The organism is Pseudoalteromonas sp. SG43-4, from assembly GCF_014164325.1.
GTDB classification, from domain to species: domain Bacteria; phylum Pseudomonadota; class Gammaproteobacteria; order Enterobacterales; family Alteromonadaceae; genus Pseudoalteromonas; species Pseudoalteromonas distincta.
The window spans coordinates 17,729-40,256 of sequence record NZ_JACJFB010000014.1 but is presented as its reverse complement, the minus strand read 5'-3'; the positions used below and the strand labels follow the sequence as shown (position 1 = coordinate 40,256).

At 41.7% G+C, this 22,528-nt stretch carries 15 protein-coding genes; 7 read left to right on the top strand and 8 right to left on the bottom strand.

Translation table 11 applies throughout. The features are described 5' to 3' along the window. Window positions 1-69 precede the first annotated feature (69 nt). Together H5160_RS14015 and H5160_RS14010 are read left to right on the top strand one after the other, a co-directional pair. Window positions 70-2,466 carry a PKD domain-containing protein gene (locus H5160_RS14015; protein WP_182737790.1) on the top strand — a complete coding sequence of 799 codons (2,397 nt, stop codon included), beginning with the start codon at window positions 70-72 and terminating at the stop codon, window positions 2,464-2,466. 164 nt (window positions 2,467-2,630) lie between these two features. Beyond that, window positions 2,631-4,520, top strand: a complete 1,890-nt coding sequence (locus tag H5160_RS14010) for a monovalent cation:proton antiporter-2 (CPA2) family protein (RefSeq protein ID WP_182737788.1) — start codon at window positions 2,631-2,633, stop codon at window positions 4,518-4,520. A 128-nt stretch (window positions 4,521-4,648) separates the two neighbouring features. Here the strand turns inward: H5160_RS14010 and H5160_RS20470 are convergent, their stop codons facing one another. From H5160_RS20470 to H5160_RS13970, 8 genes are all read right to left on the bottom strand, one after another. Beyond that, window positions 4,649-4,828 (bottom strand): hypothetical protein, encoded by a 180-nt coding sequence (locus tag H5160_RS20470; RefSeq protein WP_259417132.1) that lies wholly within the window; start codon window positions 4,826-4,828, stop codon window positions 4,649-4,651. 853 nt (window positions 4,829-5,681) lie between these two features. After that, window positions 5,682-6,395 carry a hypothetical protein gene (locus H5160_RS14000; RefSeq protein ID WP_182737787.1) on the bottom strand — a complete coding sequence of 238 codons (714 nt, stop codon included), beginning with the start codon at window positions 6,393-6,395 and terminating at the stop codon, window positions 5,682-5,684. A 139-nt stretch (window positions 6,396-6,534) separates the two neighbouring features. After that, complete coding sequence (locus H5160_RS13995) at window positions 6,535-8,325, bottom strand: alkaline phosphatase (protein WP_182737786.1); 1,791 nt, start codon at window positions 8,323-8,325, stop codon at window positions 6,535-6,537. Between the two features lie 11 nt (window positions 8,326-8,336). Continuing rightward, a complete protein-coding gene (locus H5160_RS13990) occupies window positions 8,337-9,926 on the bottom strand; it encodes an alkaline phosphatase (RefSeq protein WP_024595529.1) in 1,590 nt (529 codons plus the stop codon). 209 nt (window positions 9,927-10,135) lie between these two features. Further along, on the bottom strand, window positions 10,136-12,571 hold the full coding sequence (locus tag H5160_RS13985) for a TonB-dependent receptor (protein WP_182712503.1): 2,436 nt from the start codon (window positions 12,569-12,571) through the stop codon (window positions 10,136-10,138). Window positions 12,572-12,779: 208 nt separating this feature from the next. After that, entirely contained in the window at window positions 12,780-14,519 is a 1,740-nt protein-coding gene (locus tag H5160_RS13980) for a solute:sodium symporter family transporter (RefSeq protein WP_182696070.1), read from the bottom strand. Window positions 14,520-14,610: 91 nt separating this feature from the next. Then, window positions 14,611-16,671, bottom strand: a complete 2,061-nt coding sequence (locus H5160_RS13975) for an alpha-xylosidase (protein ID WP_182737785.1) — start codon at window positions 16,669-16,671, stop codon at window positions 14,611-14,613. Window positions 16,672-16,778: 107 nt separating this feature from the next. Then, a complete protein-coding gene (locus tag H5160_RS13970) occupies window positions 16,779-17,546 on the bottom strand; it encodes a sulfite exporter TauE/SafE family protein (RefSeq protein ID WP_024595864.1) in 768 nt (255 codons plus the stop codon). Between the two features lie 180 nt (window positions 17,547-17,726). Here H5160_RS13970 and H5160_RS13965 point away from each other — a divergent pair, with 180 nt between their 5' ends. From H5160_RS13965 to H5160_RS13945, 5 genes are all read left to right on the top strand, one after another. Continuing rightward, complete coding sequence (locus tag H5160_RS13965) at window positions 17,727-18,476, top strand: GntR family transcriptional regulator (RefSeq protein WP_076925525.1); 750 nt, start codon at window positions 17,727-17,729, stop codon at window positions 18,474-18,476. A 215-nt stretch (window positions 18,477-18,691) separates the two neighbouring features. Next, entirely contained in the window at window positions 18,692-19,654 is a 963-nt protein-coding gene (locus H5160_RS13960; protein ID WP_182737784.1) for an aldo/keto reductase, read from the top strand. Window positions 19,655-19,663: 9 nt separating this feature from the next. Next, window positions 19,664-20,659, top strand: a complete 996-nt coding sequence (locus H5160_RS13955) for a TauD/TfdA family dioxygenase (protein WP_182737783.1) — start codon at window positions 19,664-19,666, stop codon at window positions 20,657-20,659. After that, window positions 20,659-21,663: a YeiH family protein gene (locus H5160_RS13950; protein WP_182737782.1), complete on the top strand. Its 1,005-nt coding sequence runs from the start codon at window positions 20,659-20,661 to the stop codon at window positions 21,661-21,663. The genes H5160_RS13955 and H5160_RS13950 overlap by 1 nt, the downstream gene beginning before the upstream one ends. A 426-nt stretch (window positions 21,664-22,089) precedes the next feature. Beyond that, the gene (locus tag H5160_RS13945; protein WP_024595869.1) at window positions 22,090-22,299 is read left to right on the top strand and encodes a cold-shock protein; all 210 of its coding nucleotides are present in this window, start codon (window positions 22,090-22,092) and stop codon (window positions 22,297-22,299) included. Window positions 22,300-22,528: the final 229 nt, after the last annotated feature.

Below are 22,528 nucleotides of genomic sequence, written 5' to 3'. Positions count from 1 at the left end.
TATTTTTTTGCTTTATAGCTAATTTAGGTACATATTAGTATTCGACTTTATTAAAAGGATATTAATATTATGAAATGGAAACTCTTAATTCTAATCACGACTCTATTCACGCTTGTTGCATGTGGCTCTGGAGGTTCAGACTCCAAAACAGTAACTAAACCGCTCAGCACTAATACAAAGCCTATTGCGGTTATTACCACCGAGCAATCGGAGTTTAAAGTAAATACTACCCTCGTGTTTAGCGCAGCACAAAGTAGCGACCCCGATGGCGATGCACTCACCTATCAATGGCAATTAGTCAGCAAAAACGAACAAGTAGAAATACCGATTACGGTTAATAATGAAAGTACCGTTGAGTTTTCAGTATCTGAAGCACAAGAGTACCAATTAGTATTAACCGTGAGTGACGGCAAGCTTTCAAGCACACCTGCACAAAAACAACTCACCGTTACTGCAAATACCCAACTAATTGCTAACGCAGGTAGCACACAAACCGTTAAGCAAGGGGATGTTGTGCTTTTAAATGGCGCGCAAAGTAGCACAACCAGCGGCGCCATTAATCAATACAAATGGCAATTTATTACCAAGCCCGTAGCAAGTAATGCAACGCTTGAAAATGCGACTCAAGTTAAAAGCCAGTTTGTTGCAGACGAAATAGGCGAGTTTAAGGTTGAGCTTACCGTTACTAATTCACAAGGTGATACGGCAAGCACTGTCGTGCTCATCAAAAGTGAATCGCTTAATTCTAACTCATCGCCACAAGCGGTTATTAACGTAGAAAATAAAACAATTGCCCCAAATGAAGTTGTTACGCTTTATGGTAACCAAAGTACTGATCCCGATAAAAACGATACGCTTAGTTATGCGTGGGCAATTACATCAAAACCCGAGGGCAGCACGCCGGCTCTTTCAAACATACAAAATCATACCGCTGGATTTTCAGCGTCAACAGCTGGAGATTACTCGCTTTCACTCACCGTTACCGATCAACAAAGCGAAAGTGATACCGCATCAGTTACTTTAACTGTTACCACAAGTAATAAAGTCCCCGTTGCAACACTTGAATCCGAACGTGATATTACGTTAAACGAATCAACCACTTTGCAGTGCCAACAATGTAGCGACCCAGACGGAGATACGCTGAGTTATAACTGGCAGTTACAAGCCAAGCCTGTAAATAGTGCATCGCAACTCACTAACAACACATCTGCAACGCCCTCTATTGTTGCCGATAAAGAAGGCGACTACGTTGTAGTGCTTACAGTGTCTGATGGGCAATTAAGCTCAAACCAAGCAACCTCAGTACTGCACGCCAGTAGCAATAAAAAGCCTATTACTTTGGTAACTTATGAAACCTCCATAACGGTTGATGAACAGGTTTTACTTGATGCCTCAACTAGTTACGATCCAGAGGGCCAGCCACTAAGCTACCAATGGGAAATCATTTCGTCGCAAAGCCAAGCAACGCTTAGCAGTAATACAATATCAAAACCAACGTTTAGTGCATCAGTAGGGGGACAAGTGGTTATTTCGTTACGCACTAACGATGGCGTGCAGTTCTCTGACACAAAAACCCTAACAATTGATGTAATACAAAACGCATTGCCAGTAATTAGCTTCACGGGGGAGCAATCACGCTACGATGTAGTGGGCAATGCAGTTAAATTTGATGTAAGCCAAAGTTACGACCCAGAAGGAACCTCTCTCGATTACGCTTGGACGCTATCAGCGCCTTCAGGCTCGAGCACCAGCTTAAGCAATATAAACCAAAGTATTACCGAATTTATCGCCGATATGACAGGTAGTTACACGCTAACCGTTATAGCAACTGATGCTGATGGATTTTCAAAAAGTGTGCAATTCTCAATTACAGTAACTAACTCTGCCCTACTTACCGGTCGTATTAAAGGACAACTCACTAATGTGCAAAAAGCGGCTATAAGCAATGCACAGCTAACAATTAATGGACAGCAGTACAGCACCAATACAAATGGCTTTTTTGATGAAGAGGTTAATTTAGCGCAAGGTGAAAAAATAACGATAAAAACAGCAGATCAAAGGCTAGCAACTGGGGAATACAACTCTGTAGCAATTACGCAAAGCAACTTTACTGTGGATATAGGCCAAAATAGCATGCCCGTTTTACAAGCTGTTGAGGTTTCGGTATTTTTGTGTGCTGAGTTTTCAGGCCCCGACACAGTTAACCTACGCTTTAACATGGTAGATACACTTTTAGCGTCAGATAGCTTTCAATTTAGCTTTGATCAAACAAAACCACTTACTTTGCAAAAAAGCGGAAGTACTTACCTCGATAGCGAATTAGACATCGACCTACCTGCATCTGCCGAATTTGAAGTAACAGCAATTGAAACAAACGTTGAAAATACAATCAGCTCAAACATTACTATTTACCATTCTGATTCAGGCCAACCAAGCTCAGCAATTATAAGTATTTGTAATATTTAGTCCCCCAAATAAGCCCTTCAACATAAAGTGCTATTCTTAGCCCAGTAGTTATAACCATTAGTGTTATAACTACTGATAAATAAGCAACTTTGAGCCATATAATCCATTGTATTTTATAAGCAGCTAAGCCATTCTAAAAGCCTTGATGTTATTAGGATAAACGCGTGTTAGAAATTGCTTTAATTTACTTAGCAGCAGCCATTGTAGCTGTGCCTATTGCAAAACGAGTCGGACTTGGCTCAGTATTAGGTTATTTAATTGCCGGAATACTCATTGGCCCTTATGCGCTGGGTGTTGTGGGCGATCAAACCGATGTAATGCACTTCGCTGAATTTGGCGTAGTAATGATGCTGTTTTTAGTGGGCCTTGAGCTACAACCTTCGCGTTTATGGACATTACGCCACTCTATTTTAGGGCTTGGCGGCTTGCAAGTTGTGTTAACGGCAGCGGCAATTTTTGCATTTTGTTATTGGTTTTTTGCCATGCATTGGCAAACCGCACTCGCCATTGGTTTAATGCTGGCGCTCTCCTCTACTGCTATTGTGCTGCAGAGCCTTGAAGAAAAAGGCTGGCTAAAGCAAGAAGCCGGACAAAACGCTTTTTCGGTATTGCTGTTTCAAGACATCGCAATTATTCCTATTTTAGCCCTATTGCCACTGCTTGCATTTGCCCCGCAAACTAACACAAAAGAAATCAGCGATTCAATTATTGCAAGCTGGCCTGTATGGCAACAAGTATGTGTATCGGTTGCGGTTATTGCCGCTATTATTGCCGGCGGTAAATATGTATCGGCCCCGTTATTTAGATACATTGCCCAAACGCACATGCGTGAAATATTTACTATTTTTGCACTGTTTTTAGTGGTCGCTATTGCACTGGTTATGCAAAGTATTGGTTTATCGCCTGCATTGGGAACTTTTTTAGCAGGCGTTGTACTTGCCGAGAGCGAATTTAGACACGAATTAGAAGCCGATATAGAACCCTTTAAAGGCTTACTTTTAGGGTTGTTTTTTATAACTGTTGGCGCATCAATTAACTTTGAACTGCTATTTAACGAGTTTAGTACCGTTATTGCCTTAGTGGTTTTACTTATTGTAGTTAAAGCCTGCATTTTATTTGCCCTTGCCGTTACCTTTAAAATTAACAGCAAACAGCAATTATTATTTGCCCTAGCCCTTGCCCAAGGGGGTGAGTTTGCCTTTGTACTTTTAAGCGTAACCACCACCTTAAGTATTTTAACGCCCGAGCAAACCAGCCTTGTTACCTTAGTTGTGGCGGTATCAATGCTAATAGCGCCGTTACTACTTATGGTTTATGAGCAAATACAAAAACGCAGCAGCAGTGCTCTGCCTGAGTTTGATAAGCCAGAGCAAATTAGCACCGCTAAGCACGTAATTATTGCGGGCTACGGACGTTTTGGCCAAATTATGGGGCGTTTACTGCACGCGCAAGGCTACGAAATTACCGTACTTGATCACAGCCCTAGCCAAATAGAATTACTACGCCGTTTTGGCAATACTGTATTTTATGGCGATGCAGCACGCCAAGAACTCCTTGAAGCCGCAGGCGCGCACACCGCGCAAATGCTGGTAATTGCAATTGATAACCCCGATAAAACTATTGAGATAATTAAGCTCGCTCATAAAAACTACCCGCAGCTTAAAATAGTTGCTCGCGCAATCGACCGCCGCCATGCGTATCAGTTACTTAATTTAAAAGTAGATGCGTTTAACCGCGAAACAGTCGACTCAGCTATTAACCTTGCCGTAGAAGCACTCGAGTTACTAGGTAACACTAAGCAAGATGCAGAGCGTGCTGGTAAGCTGTTTAGAGACCACGACCGCGCTGCAGTACTGCAACTTGCTGCGTTATGGGGAGACGACGCCAGCTACGGTGTAGCAGTGCGCCAACGCATGGAAGATTTAAAACAAGTGCTGCAACAAGATAAACAAGCACAAAGCGATTTAAATACCTGCGACAGCGGCGATTGCGAAAACGGCTTAACAGAAGTAACGAGTAAACCTAAAAAGCCTGATGATGCTCATTTGGAGTAGTTTAAGGCTTTTATAGTTGTGCTGTTGGCAATAGCTGGCAGCACATAAACTTGAGGTTTGATTGCTAAACACTCTATTATGCCTATAGCTGTCACTGCGACGAACATTCAATTCCTAAATAACTTTTACTAATATTTTTGTTTTTTTAAATCCTCTTTCCAACGACGATAACCTCTTAAGAAGCTTTCAACATCAGTATTTTCACCGAATGTGTTATTATTTTTTTCTGAGCATTCTAGTAAGTATTGTTCCGCAACGACCTTCAATGATTCCTTCTTATCTGTAACCCATTTTAATTCAAAATCCATATACTTAGTAATCTTAGACACGTTTATACAATGCTCAAACTGATTATTTTTCCCGAAGAAATCTTCAGATAAATTAGTTTTCCCTCCGCTAATCATATGAGCTCGAAAACAACTTGCGACAATAATTAATAACTCAGGGGGTGGATAAAACCCAGGTTCTATGAAGTATAAAAAGCTATTTAATAGATTACTTTCTACTTGTTCACACTCAATTACATTATATAATGAGTTTTCTCTAGCATATTCCAGCTATGTTCAAGCTTTGCGTAGTATGGAAACTCATTATGTTTATAAGAAGCTTTTAAAATTTCTCTCACTTCCACTACATCTTCAAGGTGTATTTTTATAAGCGCCTGCAAAAAACACTTTCCCTTGAACTAACTCAGTCAACTCATCAATATCCATTTCTTCACCCTAATTTAAACACTAATAAAACAAGACAAATACAAACAGTAACCGTTGAAACATTCTCAACTCTCACTACGCTTAGTAGTTTCATAATCAACTTTTCCATAACTAATTAGCCTCTTTATATAGGATTAGTTTTCATTATATCGTCCTTTTAAAGAAGCAAAGAGCCATTAACTTAAGCTAATATCATTAATGAATGAGACTCTAGCTTTATTTTTTATTACGAAGAGGCTGTAAATCTTGGTCGCGTACCGATATTAAGTAACGTCTGTTTTATCAAAAAAGAACCTCCGCCGATATGTTAACTTTGAAAATACGAAAAAAGGTATTTGATTAGGTTATATCTGTGGCAGGAATTTAGGGAAGCTCTTTCAGTGCTACTTGTAGCTCATAGCCAGTCATTCTTTCAGCTATGAGCTACTACATTTAAAAACGCTAAAACCTAGTGGTGATGCCCGCCTTGAATAGCCTCGCCCTGCTGGTTATAAAAGCCAGTTGCGCCGTGCTCAATAAAACCAAGGTTTATCATTTTAGCTAAAAATGGGTCGCCTTCGTTATCGCCAATGTCGGCGTAATCGGTGGTTTGAAAGCGATCCCACTGTGCAAATTGAGCACTAATTAATGGCTCATTAGTGTTTACATTATTAAGGCTTAGCAATGTACTTGTTTGGCTTTTTTTATTACTAATACTAAATGTTTTAACTAATTTTGAATGCGTAATAAAGGCAAGGTTAAAGTCGTTGCCATTTTCGCTCAGTGTATAGTTTTTTACTTCATCGCAGCCTGTGCCTTGTGTGCTTACTAGGGTCATTTTTTCGATTAGGTGGTTATCCACCAGCTGACTTTTAGCACTCCAATTTTGTACGCCGCGTACTTCAGATGGTTGATATTCAATGCCGCGTTGCTGGGCATTAAAGTAACGTATTGGTCGTATTTGATTATTGGCTAAGTGCTGCCAAAGCTCGGTTATTACTTCACTTTGGTGCGCTACTTGCTGATTGTTTCGCCAAAGGGTAAGTGACTCGCTACTTTGCTGCGCTTTATGGCTGTTGGTAATTTTATAATCCGCTTTTAAATGCTTGGCATCAATATCACATTGCGAGGCAAAGCTACTTGTACTTACAAGCGTGGCAATTATTAATAACGCTTTTTTCATTTAGCTATCTCTTATTTATATTTCAAGTTTATGGCAATAACATAACGATTATAAATGTCAGTTTAATGACAAAAACCCCGCACAGTATGCGGGGTTTTTTATTTAGATATATTTAACTAAATTTATAACTAGCCGGTATTTATTGCGCTAGTTTTGCGTCTGCTGTTTTTACAAAGTCAGCTGCAAAGTCCATTACATGGAATAAAAAGCTTTGCTCGTTTGTGCCTGTTACCAAGTGTGCACCTGGTCCCATTGCATAAACGCCAACATCTTCACCGGCATGTGTTTCTGAGCCAAGTGGTACTAACGACTCTTGGTGAAAACCCGGTGTTGTTGTATCAACATCGCTTAAATCAACACGCCCTGTTACCGGTGCGGCTAAGTAAGATGCATCGGCATTGGTTTCATCGCCTAAATCTCTGTAGCCTAAACCATTAGTGTAGCCAACAGTTGTATAAGGCATATCATCGGCGGCGAGGCTTGGCTCAGTTTCGCCTACTGCAACTACTTTACCTAAAATTGGGTTACCGCGTTTAGGGTAGCCGGCAATGGTAAATACATGGCTGTGATCGGCAGTTACAACAATGAGTGTTTCTTCTGGGTTGGTGTTTTCCATCGCCACTTTAACGGCTTTAGCAAGCTCAATAGTGTCGTTTAACGCGTTATAAGCATTACCCGCATGGTGCGCGTGGTCAATTCGACCCGACTCAACCGTTAAGAAAAAACCTTGCTCGTTGTTATCAAGTACGTTTATTGCTTTTTCGGTCATTTGTGAAAGCGAAGGTTCGCCTGCAACATCGTTTGCGCGGTCAGCTTCGTACTGCATGTGGGACTCGTTAAATAAGCCAAACACTTTAGTGGCGTCGTCACTTATTGCATCAAAACCGGTTTGATCCATTACGTAAGTACCATTTGGATATTGCGTTTTCCACTCTGCAGTTAAGTCGCGGTTATCGGTTCTATCCCCTTCAACTGCACTTACTGCATCGGCTGAATTAAACGTGGCATCTTTTGGTAAAAAGTGACGACGACCGCCGCCCATTACTACGTCAATACCGTCTACATCAACACCACTAAAGCGTGCTTCTAGGTTGGTTTCAAAGTTAACTAGTTGCGATGCAATATCTTCACACGCGGTTTCTGACTCAGGCATATCGGAGATATCTTCCCAGTTACGCTCTGCCGATTTAGCATACGTTGCAGCTGGTGTTGCGTGAGTAATACGCGCTGTAGAAATAATTCCTGTTGCTTTGCCTGCAATTTCAGCAAGCTCTAACGAGGTAACAAGTTCGTGCCCTTTGCCTGATGCACAATTACCACGTTCAACCGCTTCATCGATACCTAAAACGCCCGCGTCGGTTTTAACACCCGATGCCATTGCGGTCATAGTGCCTGCCGAATCTGGCGTTTGCGCATCTACGTTGTATGTTTTTACAAAGCCCGAAAAAGGCATAGTTTCAAAGCTTAACTGGTGCTCTTCACCCATTTCGCCCTCTAACTGACCCGCTAAAATACGTGCTGCGGTTATGGTAGAAATACCCATACCATCGCCCACAAATAAAATAACGTTTTTAGCTTTGCCTGATTCAGTAACAATGTTGCTACTGGCTGTTTGTGCAGCACCTAATTTTGTTTGTGCTTCACTAAACCATGCATTACTAGTAAGCGAGGCTAATTGCTCGTTTGTGAGCGACGTTGCAGGTGCATTACACACTAAATTAGTTGAGTTAACTTCGTCGCTGTCTAGCACGTCGTTATTATTGGTATCTGCGCCTACTTGAGTCTCTACACCGCCATTAATGCACTGCTCAGAGCCCACTGCAATAGCGTTATCTACTGCGATAATATTATTTTCATTTTTGTTATCGTCACTCGAGCAACCTGCTAGCGCGACCATTACTGCCAAAGAAAGTACCGTTAATTTGTTCATGTTAGCCGCCATTATTGCTGAGTTAGTTCAAGAGCTTGATTAATTAGATGAAACACTACGTTTTGTTCAATTACGCCTTGTGCTAGCTGAGCACCTGGACCTTTTGCATGCAGTGAAATATCTTCACCCGCGTGTGTTTCTGAGCCCATTGGTACAGTTGCTTCTTGGTGAAAACCTGGGGTCGTTGTATCAACGCCATTTAGCTCAACACGCCCTGCAACAGCAGCACTTGTGTAACTTGCATCCGCATCAGTCTCACTGCCCAAGTTTCTAAAACCTAAACCATTTGCGTAACCTACTGTGGTGTACGGCATATCGTCGGCAGCTAGGCTTGGTGTAGTTTCGCCTACTGCAACTACTTGACCCAAAATTGGATTACCACGCTTAGGGTAGCCTGCAATAGTAAATACATGGCTGTGATCGGCGGTTACTAAAATAAGGGTTTCTTCTGGATTGGTGTTATCTACCGCTGCTTGCACGGCTTTAGCAAACTCAATGGTGTCGTTAAGCGCGTTGTATGCATTACCCGCATGGTGCGCGTGGTCAATTCGACCCGACTCAACCGTTAAGAAAAATCCGTTATCGTTTTTACCAAGCACTTCAATTGCTTTAGTAGTCATATCGGTAAGCGAAGGCTCGCCCGCTACATCGTTTGCGCGGTCAGCTTCGTATTGCATGTGGGATTCGTTAAATAAACCAAATACTTTAGTAGCGTCATCTGCAATTGAATCAAAGCCTGTTTGATCCATCACGTACGTAGCATCTGGGTATTGTGTTTGCCACTCAGTTACTAAGTTGCGCTCGTCAGTACGGTCGCCTTCTATAGCGCTTACTGCGTCTGTTGAGTTAGCTGTTTCGTCTTTTGGTAAAAAGTGACGACGACCGCCACCCATTACAAAATCAAGACCGTCTACGTCGGTCCCTACAAATCGTGCTTCTAGGTTTTTTTCAAAGTTAACCAGTTGCGATGCAATGTCTTCACAGCCACCCGTTACGGCATCTTCTGGCATATCTGATACGTCTTCCCAGTTACGGTCAGCCGATTTAGCATACGTTGCAGCAGGAGTTGCATGAGTAATACGTGCTGTAGAAATAATACCGGTAGATAGCCCTTTAATTTCAGCTAATTCGGTCGCGGTAATTAGCTCATTACCTGCTACTGTTGAACACACGCCGCGTTCAATATCTTCATCTACACCAATAACGCCCACATCGGTTTTTACACCCGAAATAATAGCCGTCATCGTGCCTGCTGAATCGGGCGTTTGAGCATCTACGTTATACGTTTTAACTTGTGCAGAGTATGGGAACTCTTCAAAGCTTAAATAACCTTCTTCGCCAGATTGGTTATTACGCTGCCCTTGCAAAATGCGTGCGGCAGTAAGAGTAGATATACCCATACCATCGCCCACAAATAAAATAACGTTTTTAGCTTTAGTGGCTTGTGTAGCCTGCGCTTGTGCTGTTTTTGTTGTTAGTTTAGTTTGCGCAGCGCTATACCAGCTGCTGTCTGTTTGGCTTTGCGGTAGTACATCAGCATGGCTCACTGCGCTAAACGTAAACGTTAGCGCGATTGCCGCAGCGACTTTTTTAATTTTCATCCGTAATTCCCATTGTTTAGTGGTTATTTTTTTGAAATGTGTAAACACAAAAAAGATCAACCGCTGCACTATAGAAAACAGATGTGACTGATAAAGGTAATTTTAATGAAAGTAAAATGACTAAACTATTACAAAGATAAGTCACAAAAAAAACGCAACGTGCAAAACGTTGCGCTTGTAGGGAAATTATTAAGAGAATTATTTAAATATTAAAAACGTGCTTTAAACGATACCCCAAAGTAGCGCTCTGCATCACGTGGGATTTGGTAACGGAAGTTATCGCCACTGTAGGTAGTTACGTAGCTTTCGTCGGTTAAGTTTTTAGCAATAAGCGACACTCTAAACGCGTCATCTTTAAACGATAAACCCACACTTGCATTTAAAATACCGTAATCTGGTAACAAAGCGGCTGGGTTAAATTCGCCTACGTTGTCTGGTAGGTCTGAGTATTGTTCGTCGGTGTAAATGTAAGAGCCATTTATATGTACGTTAAAGCCATGGTCGGTTTCAATAAAGTAGTCAGCCGTTAGTGAGTATTTTAAATCTGGCGAAAATGGTACATCTAAACCTGAGCGGTCAGTACATGAACCTGCGGCTACCTCTGCCGGACAATTAAACTCGTCAATTTCAGCTTTAATATAAGCAACACCACCGGTAAGCGTTAGCGACTCTGTTGCAGCCCACATAAAGTCAACTTCAACACCTTGCGTACTTACATCACCCGCATTGGTTAAGCGCGTAATACAAGTGCCGTCTGAACAGTCAAAGTTGTTAGCTTGAAAGCCTTCAATTTCGGTTCTGAAAAGCGCCATGTTAAATACAAATTCGCGGCTTGCGTATTTGTAGCCTATTTCATAAGCGTCAGACTCTTCAGGTGCTATTTCGCGGCTGTCGGTGTCTGGGTTAAAGTTATAATAAATATTAAAACCAGGGCCTTTGTAACCTTGCGAGTAAGTACCGTATACCATTTGACCATCGCCTAAATCGTATTGCATACCTAAACGACCCGATACGTTGGTTTCTTCGGCTTTGCCTTCATCATCTGTATTAAGTGTTGCTGGGCGCACGCCTACACCGGTGCGGCCATACACATCATTACTTACACGGCGATGCGTGTAAGACACTTCATCGTCGGTGTAACGAATACCAAATAATACGCGTAAATCTTCAGATAAATCGTAAGTACCATCGGCAAAAGCGGCCCAGTTATTAAATTCGGTGCTCATAAAAGCAGTGGCCGATACAATATCGTTTGCGTTACAGCTAACACCTAGGCCTTGTGTGTAACCTTCTAAATCAGCAAGCGCTGTATCAAGCTCAGCGCCCGATAAGTTATTTTGCGCGTAAAAAGCCATTGCGCTATCAAGCTGGCCACCATTATTTTGACAACTAGCATCACGAGTAAAGTTACGTTGTGAATCCATGTTCCAATAAAATAAGCCAGCAACATAGTTAAATGGCCCAGCTAGGTTTGACGTAACTCTAAATTCTTGCGAAAACTGATCCCATTGCTGTGCACCTAAATCGTGTAATTGAAACGGCGCGTCAAATACCGGCTCGCTGCTGTCGCCAGCAATAGAGGTAAAGTCGCCTTCACGGTACTCTGTGTTATCCCACGAACGCTGCGCTGTAATTGAAGTATACGTATAGTCACCAATTGTTTTATCAACCTGTACCGAAAACGCGCTATGTTCGTCAATTGTGCGCGACTCGTAATCGTGATCAACGCTGCGTTGGTCTAAATCAATATCGGCTACGCCATCAACTATACCGTTACTGTTTGGTACTGATTTTGAATCTGGATTACGGCCACTTGGTAGTGCTTCTAAGTCGGCACAACAATCATCGTCAGCGTTATAAAATTCAGCAATAAATTTTACGCTTAAGTCATCCTCTGGCTCGTATTTAAATACAGCACGTGCACCTTCACGGTCGTAACCGTTTACTTTTTCGTTGTTGTAAACGTTATCAATGTAACCGTCAAATTTACCTTTAAATACCGTTAGGCTTGCCGCTAGGTCATCGGTTAAACCGCCGCTTATAACGCCCTTAAAACGGTATTCGTTATCTTGATAAAACGAGGTTTCTACGCTGCCTGTTGTGTCGTACGAGGGATCTTTTGTTGTTATGTTTACCACACCTGCTGAGGCGTTTTTACCAAACAATGTACCTTGTGGCCCGCGTAATACTTCAATGCGGTCTACGTCGTATAAATCGGCAAATGCTTGACCCGAGCGGCCAAGCACCACGCCATCAACAACAGTTGCTACACTTGGCTCGGCAGCAATACTAAATGAAATAGTACCAATACCGCGCACTGTTAGTGCTGAGTTACGGGTTGTGGTACCTTTTCTAAAGCTAACCGAAGGAACAAGTGACTGTAAGCCTTCCATGTTATTAGCAAAAGCTGAATTAATTTGATCGCTATTAAGTACCGATACCGCAACAGGTACTTCGTTTAAACTTTGCGTTCTTTTTTGTGAAGTAACGACTATTTTTTCAAACGTATCGTTTTTAGCTGTTTCTGTTTTTTGTTGTTCTTGTTCGGTTTGCTCTTGCTGCGCATGTACCTGCGCGCTAAGCGCTAAACCGGTTGTCATTGCTAACGTGACTGCCAAGCTTAAGACGGACTTTTTAGCTCTCATGTCATTCTCCATATTGTGCGTGTGTGCTGTGTGGTACCGCGCTAGCAATTGTGTGTGTTGCTAATAAAGCGGTGTCAGTGTGTGGTACTTCCCTTAAAGCTCTTGTATCTTATATAAGAGCTTTAAATTTAAACAAACTATCTTACTAATGCAAACATTATGTGAATTAAATGTGATTTAAGTTTGGTATACAGAATATAGCCGCAGGTTATGCGGCATTTTTAGCACCAATACGCGCTAAGCTATTTTCGTAACTAACCTGCCAACGACGTACACTCCACCAGCTAAGCACTAAGGCTGTAGACCATACAGCAGCTAAACTTGGTACAAAGTACACACTGGTTCCACCAACCAATCCGAGTGGCGAAAATAATATATATAAGCTAACAATCAAGCTTACTAATACAATTGCGCAAGGTAATGCGTATTTCCAAGGGTTAAGGTCTACCTCAGCTTTGCGTGTAAATTGCCATGGTGTTTTAAGTGGTTTGTAGTAACCAATACCCAGCATTATCGCCAATTCAATTAAGAACAAAATGGCGTAAATATGAATAAAGTTAATGTCTACATCCCACACAAATTTAAGCAAGGTGTAGGCAATAATATGGAATATAATCGCGACTTTAGCGCCTAGTGCAGGCACTTTTCGAGTAAACAAACCTACCAATACAATTGTGATGACCGGAATATTGTAAAAGCCTGTAAACACACGAATAATGTGCCATAAACCTTCAGGCGCAAACATCAATAATGGCGCAGTTATAAACGACAATATGGCAATAACAATACTGGTAATTTTGGCTACTTTTATAAGTTGGCTGTCTGTTACCTTATTTTTTTTCATTGGCTTATAAACATCTAAGCAAAATAAGGTCGCCGCGCTGTTGAGCAATGAATTAAATGAGCTAAATACAGCACCTAGCAATACGGCCAAAAAGAAACCAGATAAATACTGTGGAAGCACTTCTTTTACCAAATGTGGGTAAGCTAAATCGATAGTTGGCAGGCTTTCGTGTTTATAAAGATGGTAAGCAATAACGCCAGGGATCATCATCATAAACGGTACTAGCACTTTAAAGTACCCTGAAAACAACACCCCTTTTTGACCTTCAACTAAGTTTTTAGCGCCCAATGTACGCTGGATCACATACTGATTAGTGCCCCAATAAAACAAATTAGCTAAGATCATCCCTGTAAAAATAGTGCCAAATGGCACGGGATCATCGCTACTACCAATAGCATTGAGCTTTTCTGTGTCGGTGTTTACTAGGGTGCTTAACCCTTCTGAAAAACTACCATCACCCAATGCAATTAAGCCCAGTGTTGGTACTAAAATACCAATGATAAGTAACCCAACACCATTAATGGTATCTGAGACCGCAACCGCCTTTAAACCACCAAATACAGCATAAATAGCCCCAACTGAGCCCACTGTAATAATGGTCACAATTAGGCTTGATTGGTAGCTCATATTTAATAAGGTGGGTACATCAAAAAGTCTAAGTACGGCAATTGATCCTGAGTACAAAACAGAAGGGATCGTTATAAAACAATACCCTACCATAAATAAGATCACCGTCATGCGGCGTACGGTATCATCAAAACGATCTCGTAAAAATTCAGGCAAGGTAGAAAACGCCCCCGCTAAATAACGAGGCAAAAAGATCAACGCCATAATGATGGTTGATACTCCCGCGGTTACTTCCCAAGCCATTGAGCTTAGGTTGTAACCATAGGCTGAGCCATTAAGGCCAATTAGTTGCTCTGCTGATAAATTTGTGAGGATCATCGACCCTGCTATAAACGTACCCGTTAACCCACGACCCGCTAAAAAGTAGCCATCTTGGGTGTTAACTTCCCCTTTGGTTTTTTGGTACGAGATATATCCCACCAGCGCCATAAACGCCAAGCACGATAGCAGTGTCATGGTAATGTTCATACCTTCCATCTTGCGCCCCTTTTAGCTTACTTTACTCGGTAAAAAGTAAGCTAATATCTTTATTATTGTGTGTGTTGTGTGTGTTTTATTAAGCCGAGTTTTATTTAGGCCATGCTGTTAATTGGCTCATGTCTTGCTCTGTGTGTTGAACCTCTGGGCCAAGCATTAGGCTGTCGCCTTCGCGTACAAATACTGCCATCTCTTCAAGTGCGAGTGTGTGCTCGTAGTACTTACTCCCTTCGTAAGATTGTTTATCAGGAAAGCGAATCCAGTTGCCTTGTGGTAAATAAAACTTAATTTTACCGTTTGGTACTACACACGGCACAACCAGTAATTTTTCACCGCACATAAATTGCTGATCAAAACTATGCGCCAGTACATCATCAGGAAATGCCAATGCCATGGCACGCTGAACCGGCAAGCCTGTTTGCTGCGCTTGCTCTGCACATGTTTGTAAGTACGGAATTAACTGGTAGCGTAATTTAAGAGCTGCAAATACCGCATCACTTGCTTGCTCGGTGTAAGACCACGGTTCGCGAGGACCAATACCGTGTAAGCGCATATGTGCGCTAAATACTGAAGCTTGTGCCCAGCGCACGTAAAGCTCTGCGTCGCGGGTGTCTTTGTAAAAACCACCAATGTCGGTTGCAAAAAGTGGCCCACCCGACATACCCCACGCTAAACTGCCACGAATGCTTGCCGCTAAACCCTGCCAATCGGCTTGCGGGTCGCCGCCCCACTGTGCAGGAAAACGTTGGCTGCCAGTCCATGCTGAACGGCTAAACAAAAATGGCCCTGTTTTACAGTATTTTTCGGCGGCCTCAAAAACGCAGCGGTTATACAACATGCTGTAAACGTTGTGTAATCTTATGCCGCTGTCGCCACTGTGCGATACCATGTTTTCGTCTTCTAGCTGTTCGCCAAAGTCTGCTTTTATCATATCTACGCCAAGCTCAAACAATGGCTTGTGCGATTCGAGCCAGTATTCGTAAGCGTCGGGGTGAGTAAAATCTAAAATACCCGACTCTGGTAGTGGTGTAAGTACTTCGCCAAATGGGCTTAAATCCCACTCGTATTGATACGCTTTACCGGTGCGTTTATCTTTTATAAGCCAGCCATTTTCGGCCGCTTTAGCAAATAATGGGTTATTTACCGAGATCATCGGGTATTCCCATACGCAAATTTTAAAATCCATCGCTTTTAGTTCATCAAGCACTGGTTTTGGGTCGGCGTAGCGTGTTGGATCCCATTCAAATGCAAAGCGGGTGTCGGTGTCTTGCCATGCGCGGCCATCAAGAGTAATTACGTCGCACGGCATATTTTTAGCACGTACTTCGCGGGCAACACTCAGTAATTCGTCAGCATCTTTGTAATACGCTTTTGATAAAATAACACCAAAGCTCCACTGCGGTGGCACCGGTGTAAAACCTGTTAGTTCACAGTAACGGTTAATGCTTTGAGCAGGTGTTTGTTCTTGATATAAAAATACATCTAGCGCGTCATCTTCAACTAAACATACATATGCGCGTTGCGACCACAGTGCGTAACCTACGCCATGAGTTACCGGTGCAGGTGTATGTACAAATAAGTTCCACCCTTCTGGGCTCCATGCATACGGTGTGTTTTTATAAGACTTTTCGGCGTTAACGCCTAGCGCATCGTGGTTGTATGAACGAATAAGTTGGCCGCGTTTATCAAGCTTTCCCCATTTTTCGCCAAGACCATACACGGCCTCATCGTAGTTAAGCTCTAAGCTTAATATCCAGCCGTTATCAGTTTTAGCCAGTGGCGGTAAACGATGCTGGCGTACAAAGTGGCCATCGGTTGCTGATTGCTGCACTAGCTCATCGTTTTTATAAAGTTTGAAATGAAAAGGGTCGCTGTAAAATTCTAGGCGGTATTCGCCACCACTTACGCTGTAATCATTATTGTTTTTGCTAAGTGTGAGGGGGTATTCTGATGGGGTTGTGGTTAATATTTTAAACTGCTCGTCATGCGTGGTGCCTGCATTTAAACGTAAACCAAACTGGCTTATCGTTACGCTAATATCACCAAACTGAGTGGGCAAAACCAGCACATTGCCTTGTAACTTTGGCTGTGCGGTTAAGCATGCTGGCTCTATTGCGTTCCAGTCTGGCTCACGTAATTCAAATGCATTCATGGGAGTTCCTTAACCAATTATTAGTCTTGTATAAGACACAAGTTAAATAATTGTAATCCCCATGTCAACGTAAATAAACTCAAGATGAATTATTTACATCGCATTTTTTAAAAAATGCCAGGTGCCGATGTAGCCACCAGCGATACGCCGCTCAGTCCTAGTAACGTAATAGCTATAATGCGTATCCATTTAGCGTCAACGTAAGGCGTTAATTTACGAGCAAAATGCGTAACTAACAACACTAAGGGAATAGCCGCTGCAATTAAAAACATAATGTCGAGCCCCGGCAAAGTACCAAATAAAGCGATACCTACACGTACTAACCCGCCAATAGTAAATACCGCTAATAACGTACTGCGAATAGCTTCAATAGACCAACTTTGTTTATAACACTGAAACACAAGCGGCGGCCCTGAGGTTGAAAACAACCCACCAAGTAATCCACTCACCCCTCCAGCTATTAAAAACGAACGAGGGCGGCTTTGTTTATTAGCACGATCGCGGCCAATCAGCATTAAAGCGCAGCACAGCAGAATACTTACACCTAAAATAAAGTTTAAATAGTGCGTTAAATGCGACGACATAAACTCAAGTAGCACAAAACCTATCAGCATTAACGGTATACCGGTATATAACATAAGTTTTAGCTCGGGTACTTTTACCGAACTGCGGTTTTTAACGACCACGGTTGTTGAATTAACTAACCCTAGCAAACTCACTAAAAATGTAGTTGCCGTAAGTGGCAATACATCAAGCAACGTAAAGCTTGCAACCACCAGCAACCCAAAGCCAAACCCGCTAAGAGTTTGCATTACAGTGGCAAGGCTTAGGCACAACGCCATAAGCAAAATGAGTTCAAAAGAAATACTGAGCACTTTTAATTTCCTAAGGGTGAGCTATTGTAGTGTAACGATTTGTTTTTAGGCATAATGTATATTTTGCGCCTATAAAACATTACAGCGGTAGTTCACGTTTAATTGAGCTAGCGCAAATATGCGTAAAAGGTTTCACCTATGATATAACTACAGGTGGATTAAATTTAATGGTAAATAATAATGAGTAATTCTATGTTTGATCACAAATTAAGTGGCCCAAGCTTGGCTTTTCAACCGCTTTACTTACAAGTGGCTGATTATATTAAACAGCTCATTGTTGAAAGACGCTGGGTACCTGGCGAAGCACTACCAAGCGAATTTCGCCTTGCTGAAGAATTTAACGTAAGCCAAGGTACGGTTCGTAAAGCACTTAATTTATTAACCGACAATAAAATAGTGACTCGTCGCCAAGGCGTTGGTACGTTTGTATCAGAGCATACCGCGCAAGATGCCTTATTTAGGTTTTTTCCGTTACAAGCCGACGGTAAAGGCGCTGATTTGCCAAAGGCTGAACTGCTATCGGTTGAGCTTTGTGCAGCGCCAATTGAAGTAATAGAAGCGTTACAACTCAATAAAAAAGACAAAGTTACCAAGCTTGTTCGTAGACGTATTCTTGATAACGAATTTTGCATGAGCGAAACTATATACCTACCGCAAAGCTACTTTCCTGATATACATCAAAGTAGTGATATTCCGCATACATTGTACCATTACTATCAAACCAAATTTAACCAAACTGTACACAAAACCCAAGACAGTATTAAAGCTGTACTTGCTACAGCTGATGATGCCAAAATGCTTGCTATTAAAGCTGGCGACCCACTGCTGTTGGTATCACGAATTACCGAATCAATCGAAGGTAAGCTAATTGAATACCGCCAAAGCAAATGCCGTAGCGATCATTACCACTATCAAATTGAACTTGATTAATTAAAAGCGTGTTTAGTGCTAAAAACTCACTTTAGCGCATAATAATTAAATATTTTTTAAAGGCAGCAAACGCTGCCTTTTTGCTGCCTGTAGGTTTTTTAACCCACCCATTTACTACTTTGCTGTTAACACAGTATTGACACTGTTTGATTCGTATAATAACTTATGTCTTATACAAGACCTAAGTCATTATGCATTTTTAACAGGAATTCCCAATGAGTTCATTAAATAATATCCCTCCAGTAGGGTTCGGTTTATGGAAAGTAGCACAAGAAGATTGTGCGCAAACGGTATACCAAGCCATTAAGGCAGGTTACCGCCATCTTGATTGCGCATCAGACTACGGTAACGAAGAACAAGTAGGCGATGGCATAGCCCAAGCAATAAACGATGGTTTATGTACTCGCGAAGAATTATGGGTAACATCAAAACTGTGGAATACCTTTCATGCACCAGAGCATGTTGGCCTCGCGATTGATAAAACACTGAGTGATTTAAAGCTAGATTACCTAGACTTATACCTAATTCATTTTCCGATTGCGCAAACATTTGTGCCAATAGAAACCCGCTATCCACCAGAGTGGTTTGTTAACCCAGACGCGCAAAATCCACAAATGGAGCTGGCAAAAGTGCCGCTATATTTAACGTGGCAAGCAATGGAAGAACAAGTACACAACAACAAAGCAAAACGCATTGGGATATGTAATTACTCAAGCGCGCTGCTTCACGATTTAATGACCTACGCAAATATCAAACCCGCTATGTTGCAAATTGAGTCGCACCCTTATTTAACGCAAGAGCGATTAGTAAGATTAGCTAAGCAGTACGATATTCCGGTTACTGCGTTTTCACCACTGGGTGCGCTTTCATACCTTGAGCTAGAAATGGCTGATAAAACTGAATCAGTTCTTGAGCAAAGCGTTGTTAAAGCGGCTGCACACAATCATGGCAAAACGCCAGCACAAGTAGTTCTTCGTTGGGGCGTGCAACGCGGCACAGCCATTATTCCAAAAACTTCAAAACTTGAACGCATGAAAGAAAACCTCGCACTGTTTGATTTTGAATTAACAGAGCAAGAAATGGCGCAAATTTCTGCGCTTAACAGTAATCGCCGATTTAACGACCCTGGGCACTTTTGTGAAGCTGCCTTTAACCGTTTTCACCCAATTTACGATTAGGAACATACAATGTCAGCTACCGAAATTAACTACGCCTCAGTGCCAACTCAATTAACATTCGATGATTCGGTTTTTCCGTGCATTGTGGTTAATAACAATAACGCCAGCACCGTTGAAGAAGCGGTAGCTTTCATTCGCGCGAATAAAAGTGAACTGGCTACAAAGCTTCGCAGCTCAGGTGCTGTGCTGTTTCGTGGCTTCCCGGTAAATAGCGCCGAAACCTTTGATACTTTTTCAGCAGGGTTTGATTACGACAATTTTACTTATAAAGAGTCACTGTCTAACGCGGTACGTATTAATTTTACCGAGCGTGTATTTACAGCCAACGAAGCGCCAAAAGATGTAGAAATATACTTACATCACGAAATGGCGCAAACGCCTATTTCGCCAAGTAAGTTATTCTTCTTTTGTAAATCGGCCGCAGAAAAAGGCGGTGCAACACCTCTTTGCCGATCAGATAAGTTATTTAGCGCATTAAAAGAATACGACAGTAAACTTGCCCATGATTTTGAACACAAAGGCCTAAAATATACCACCTATATGCCAGCCGCTGACGATGCAACATCAGGCCAAGGTCGAAGCTGGAAAAGTACGCTAAGTGTAGAAACCAAAGACGAAGCACATAATAAATTAACCGAACTTGGTTACGAGTGGGAATGGCTTGAAGACGGCTCACTAAAAGCCGTTACACCGGTACTGCCTGCGGTAGTAACTCTTGAAAATAACGTACAGGTTTTTTATAACCAACTGATTGCCGCTTACATGGGCTGGAAAGGTGTACGCGAAAACCCATCAATCGCCATTACTTTTGGCGATGGTAGTGCAATACCCAAAGCAGGACTTGATAAAATTGTTGAGCTTTCTAAAGTATTTACCTTTGATCTTGCATGGCAAGACGGTGACGTTGCTTTAGTTGATAACGAAATGGCTATGCATGGTCGTCGCCCTTTTACAGGTGAACGTAAGCGCCAAGTATTAGTAGCACTTACCGCAGCTAAAGCGTAATGCAGCGCTTAAGCAGTAAATTAAGCTGTAAAATATCACCTTTATGGCAAGGTGCCAGCATTGCTGCAATGACTGGCCTTGCCGCCTTATTTTTGAGTGAGCATTACGGCGCGCCAGCCATGTTGTTTGCTTTGTTACTGGGTATGGCAGTCTCATTTTTGTATCAAAGCGATAGCCCTTGCGCCAAAGGTATCGATTTTACCGGCACCACGGTTTTGCGTGTAGGTATAGTACTGCTAGGCACACGCATAGCGCTGGGAGATTTAGTAACACTGGGTTGGCAAACAGCACTTATGTTAGCGGGCGCCATATTTACCACTATTATTTTAGGTGTAGTGCTAGCGCGCGTATTTGGCTTACAAAAACGCTTTGGTGCACTAACAGGTGGCTCGGTTGCTATTTGTGGAGCGTCTGCTGCGCTGGCTATCTCGTCTATTATGCCAAACAGCGAGCATAAAGAACGCGATACCCTATTAACCGTTATTGGCGTAACAGCCATGTCGACCCTAGCTATGATCCTCTACCCTATTGTGGTTAATTACCTTGAATTTGACGCGCATAATGCAGGCGTATTTTTAGGCGGCACAATACACGATGTAGCGCAGGTAGTGGGTGCTGGTTATTCGGTATCACCCGAGACAGGCGATATAGCAACCCTAACTAAGCTTGTGCGTGTTGCTATGCTACTACCCGTTGTGCTTATTATGATGGTTGTTATTAATCACTCAAATAAAGAAAAACACGGAGAGTTACCTAAAGTACCTGGGTTTTTAATTGGCTTTGTAATACTTATGGTAATAAATAGCTGCTTTTCAGTTCCTACAATAGTACTTGAAACCGCTAACGAACTTTCGCAGTTCTTTTTAATTGCTGCTATTTCAGCCATAGGTATGAAAACTAATTTAGGAAAACTAACCGAAGTAGGTATGAAACCCATTATTTTAATTGTGGCTGAAACACTTTGGATTGCGTTATTAATACTTGGATTTGTAATTTGGAGCTAAAGAATTACATTATTTAGGGTATATCTCAAAAAAAATTAGTAGGTAATTAGGTCATGTTTTAACCAATTAAAAGCTGTGTTCTGCCTACTTTAAAACTACGCACAAAAACAGGCTTAACGTATTGATTAAACAAAGCTTACCTTTATTTTAAAAGTATAAAATATCATCTTAATCATAACTAATTAGTTAAAAAAACAACAAACAAATAAAGTACTTACTCTAAAATAAATTTACAATAGGGCTTGGTATATACTTTAATTTACTGTTATCCTGCCTCGCATCGGGTTGACAGAAAACCCTATTTATTTGTAAGTACCACGTTGTTTTAGTAATAATCCTTCGCGTTATCCTCAGTTAAATGTATGTTTTCTTCCTGTTAAATTGCCTAATTTAAGGCGCACTTTTATTAATCCTTAGGATACTATTATGTCTACAACTACAACTGGTACAGTTAAATTTTTCAACGAAGCAAAAGGTTTTGGTTTCATCGAGCAAGAATCTGGTCCTGATGTTTTCGCACATTTCAGCGCAATCTCTGGCGACGGTTTCAAAACTCTAGCTGAAGGCCAACGTGTACAATTTACTGTTACACAAGGTCAAAAAGGTCCACAAGCTGAAAACATCGTTAGCATCTAATTGCTTTCGTTAAAATGGGTTAGCAATAACCCATTTTGAATACTAGTTTGAAAGAAGTTTTGTTTTATTTGTTAGTACCCCGTTGTTTTAGTAATAATCCCACGCGATATCCTCAAGTTAACTATTTTTTCCGGCTCAATCGCCTCTTTTCAGGCACACTTATATTAATTTTTTAGGATACATATTATGTCTAATACAACTACTGGTTCAGTAAAATGGTTTAACGAAG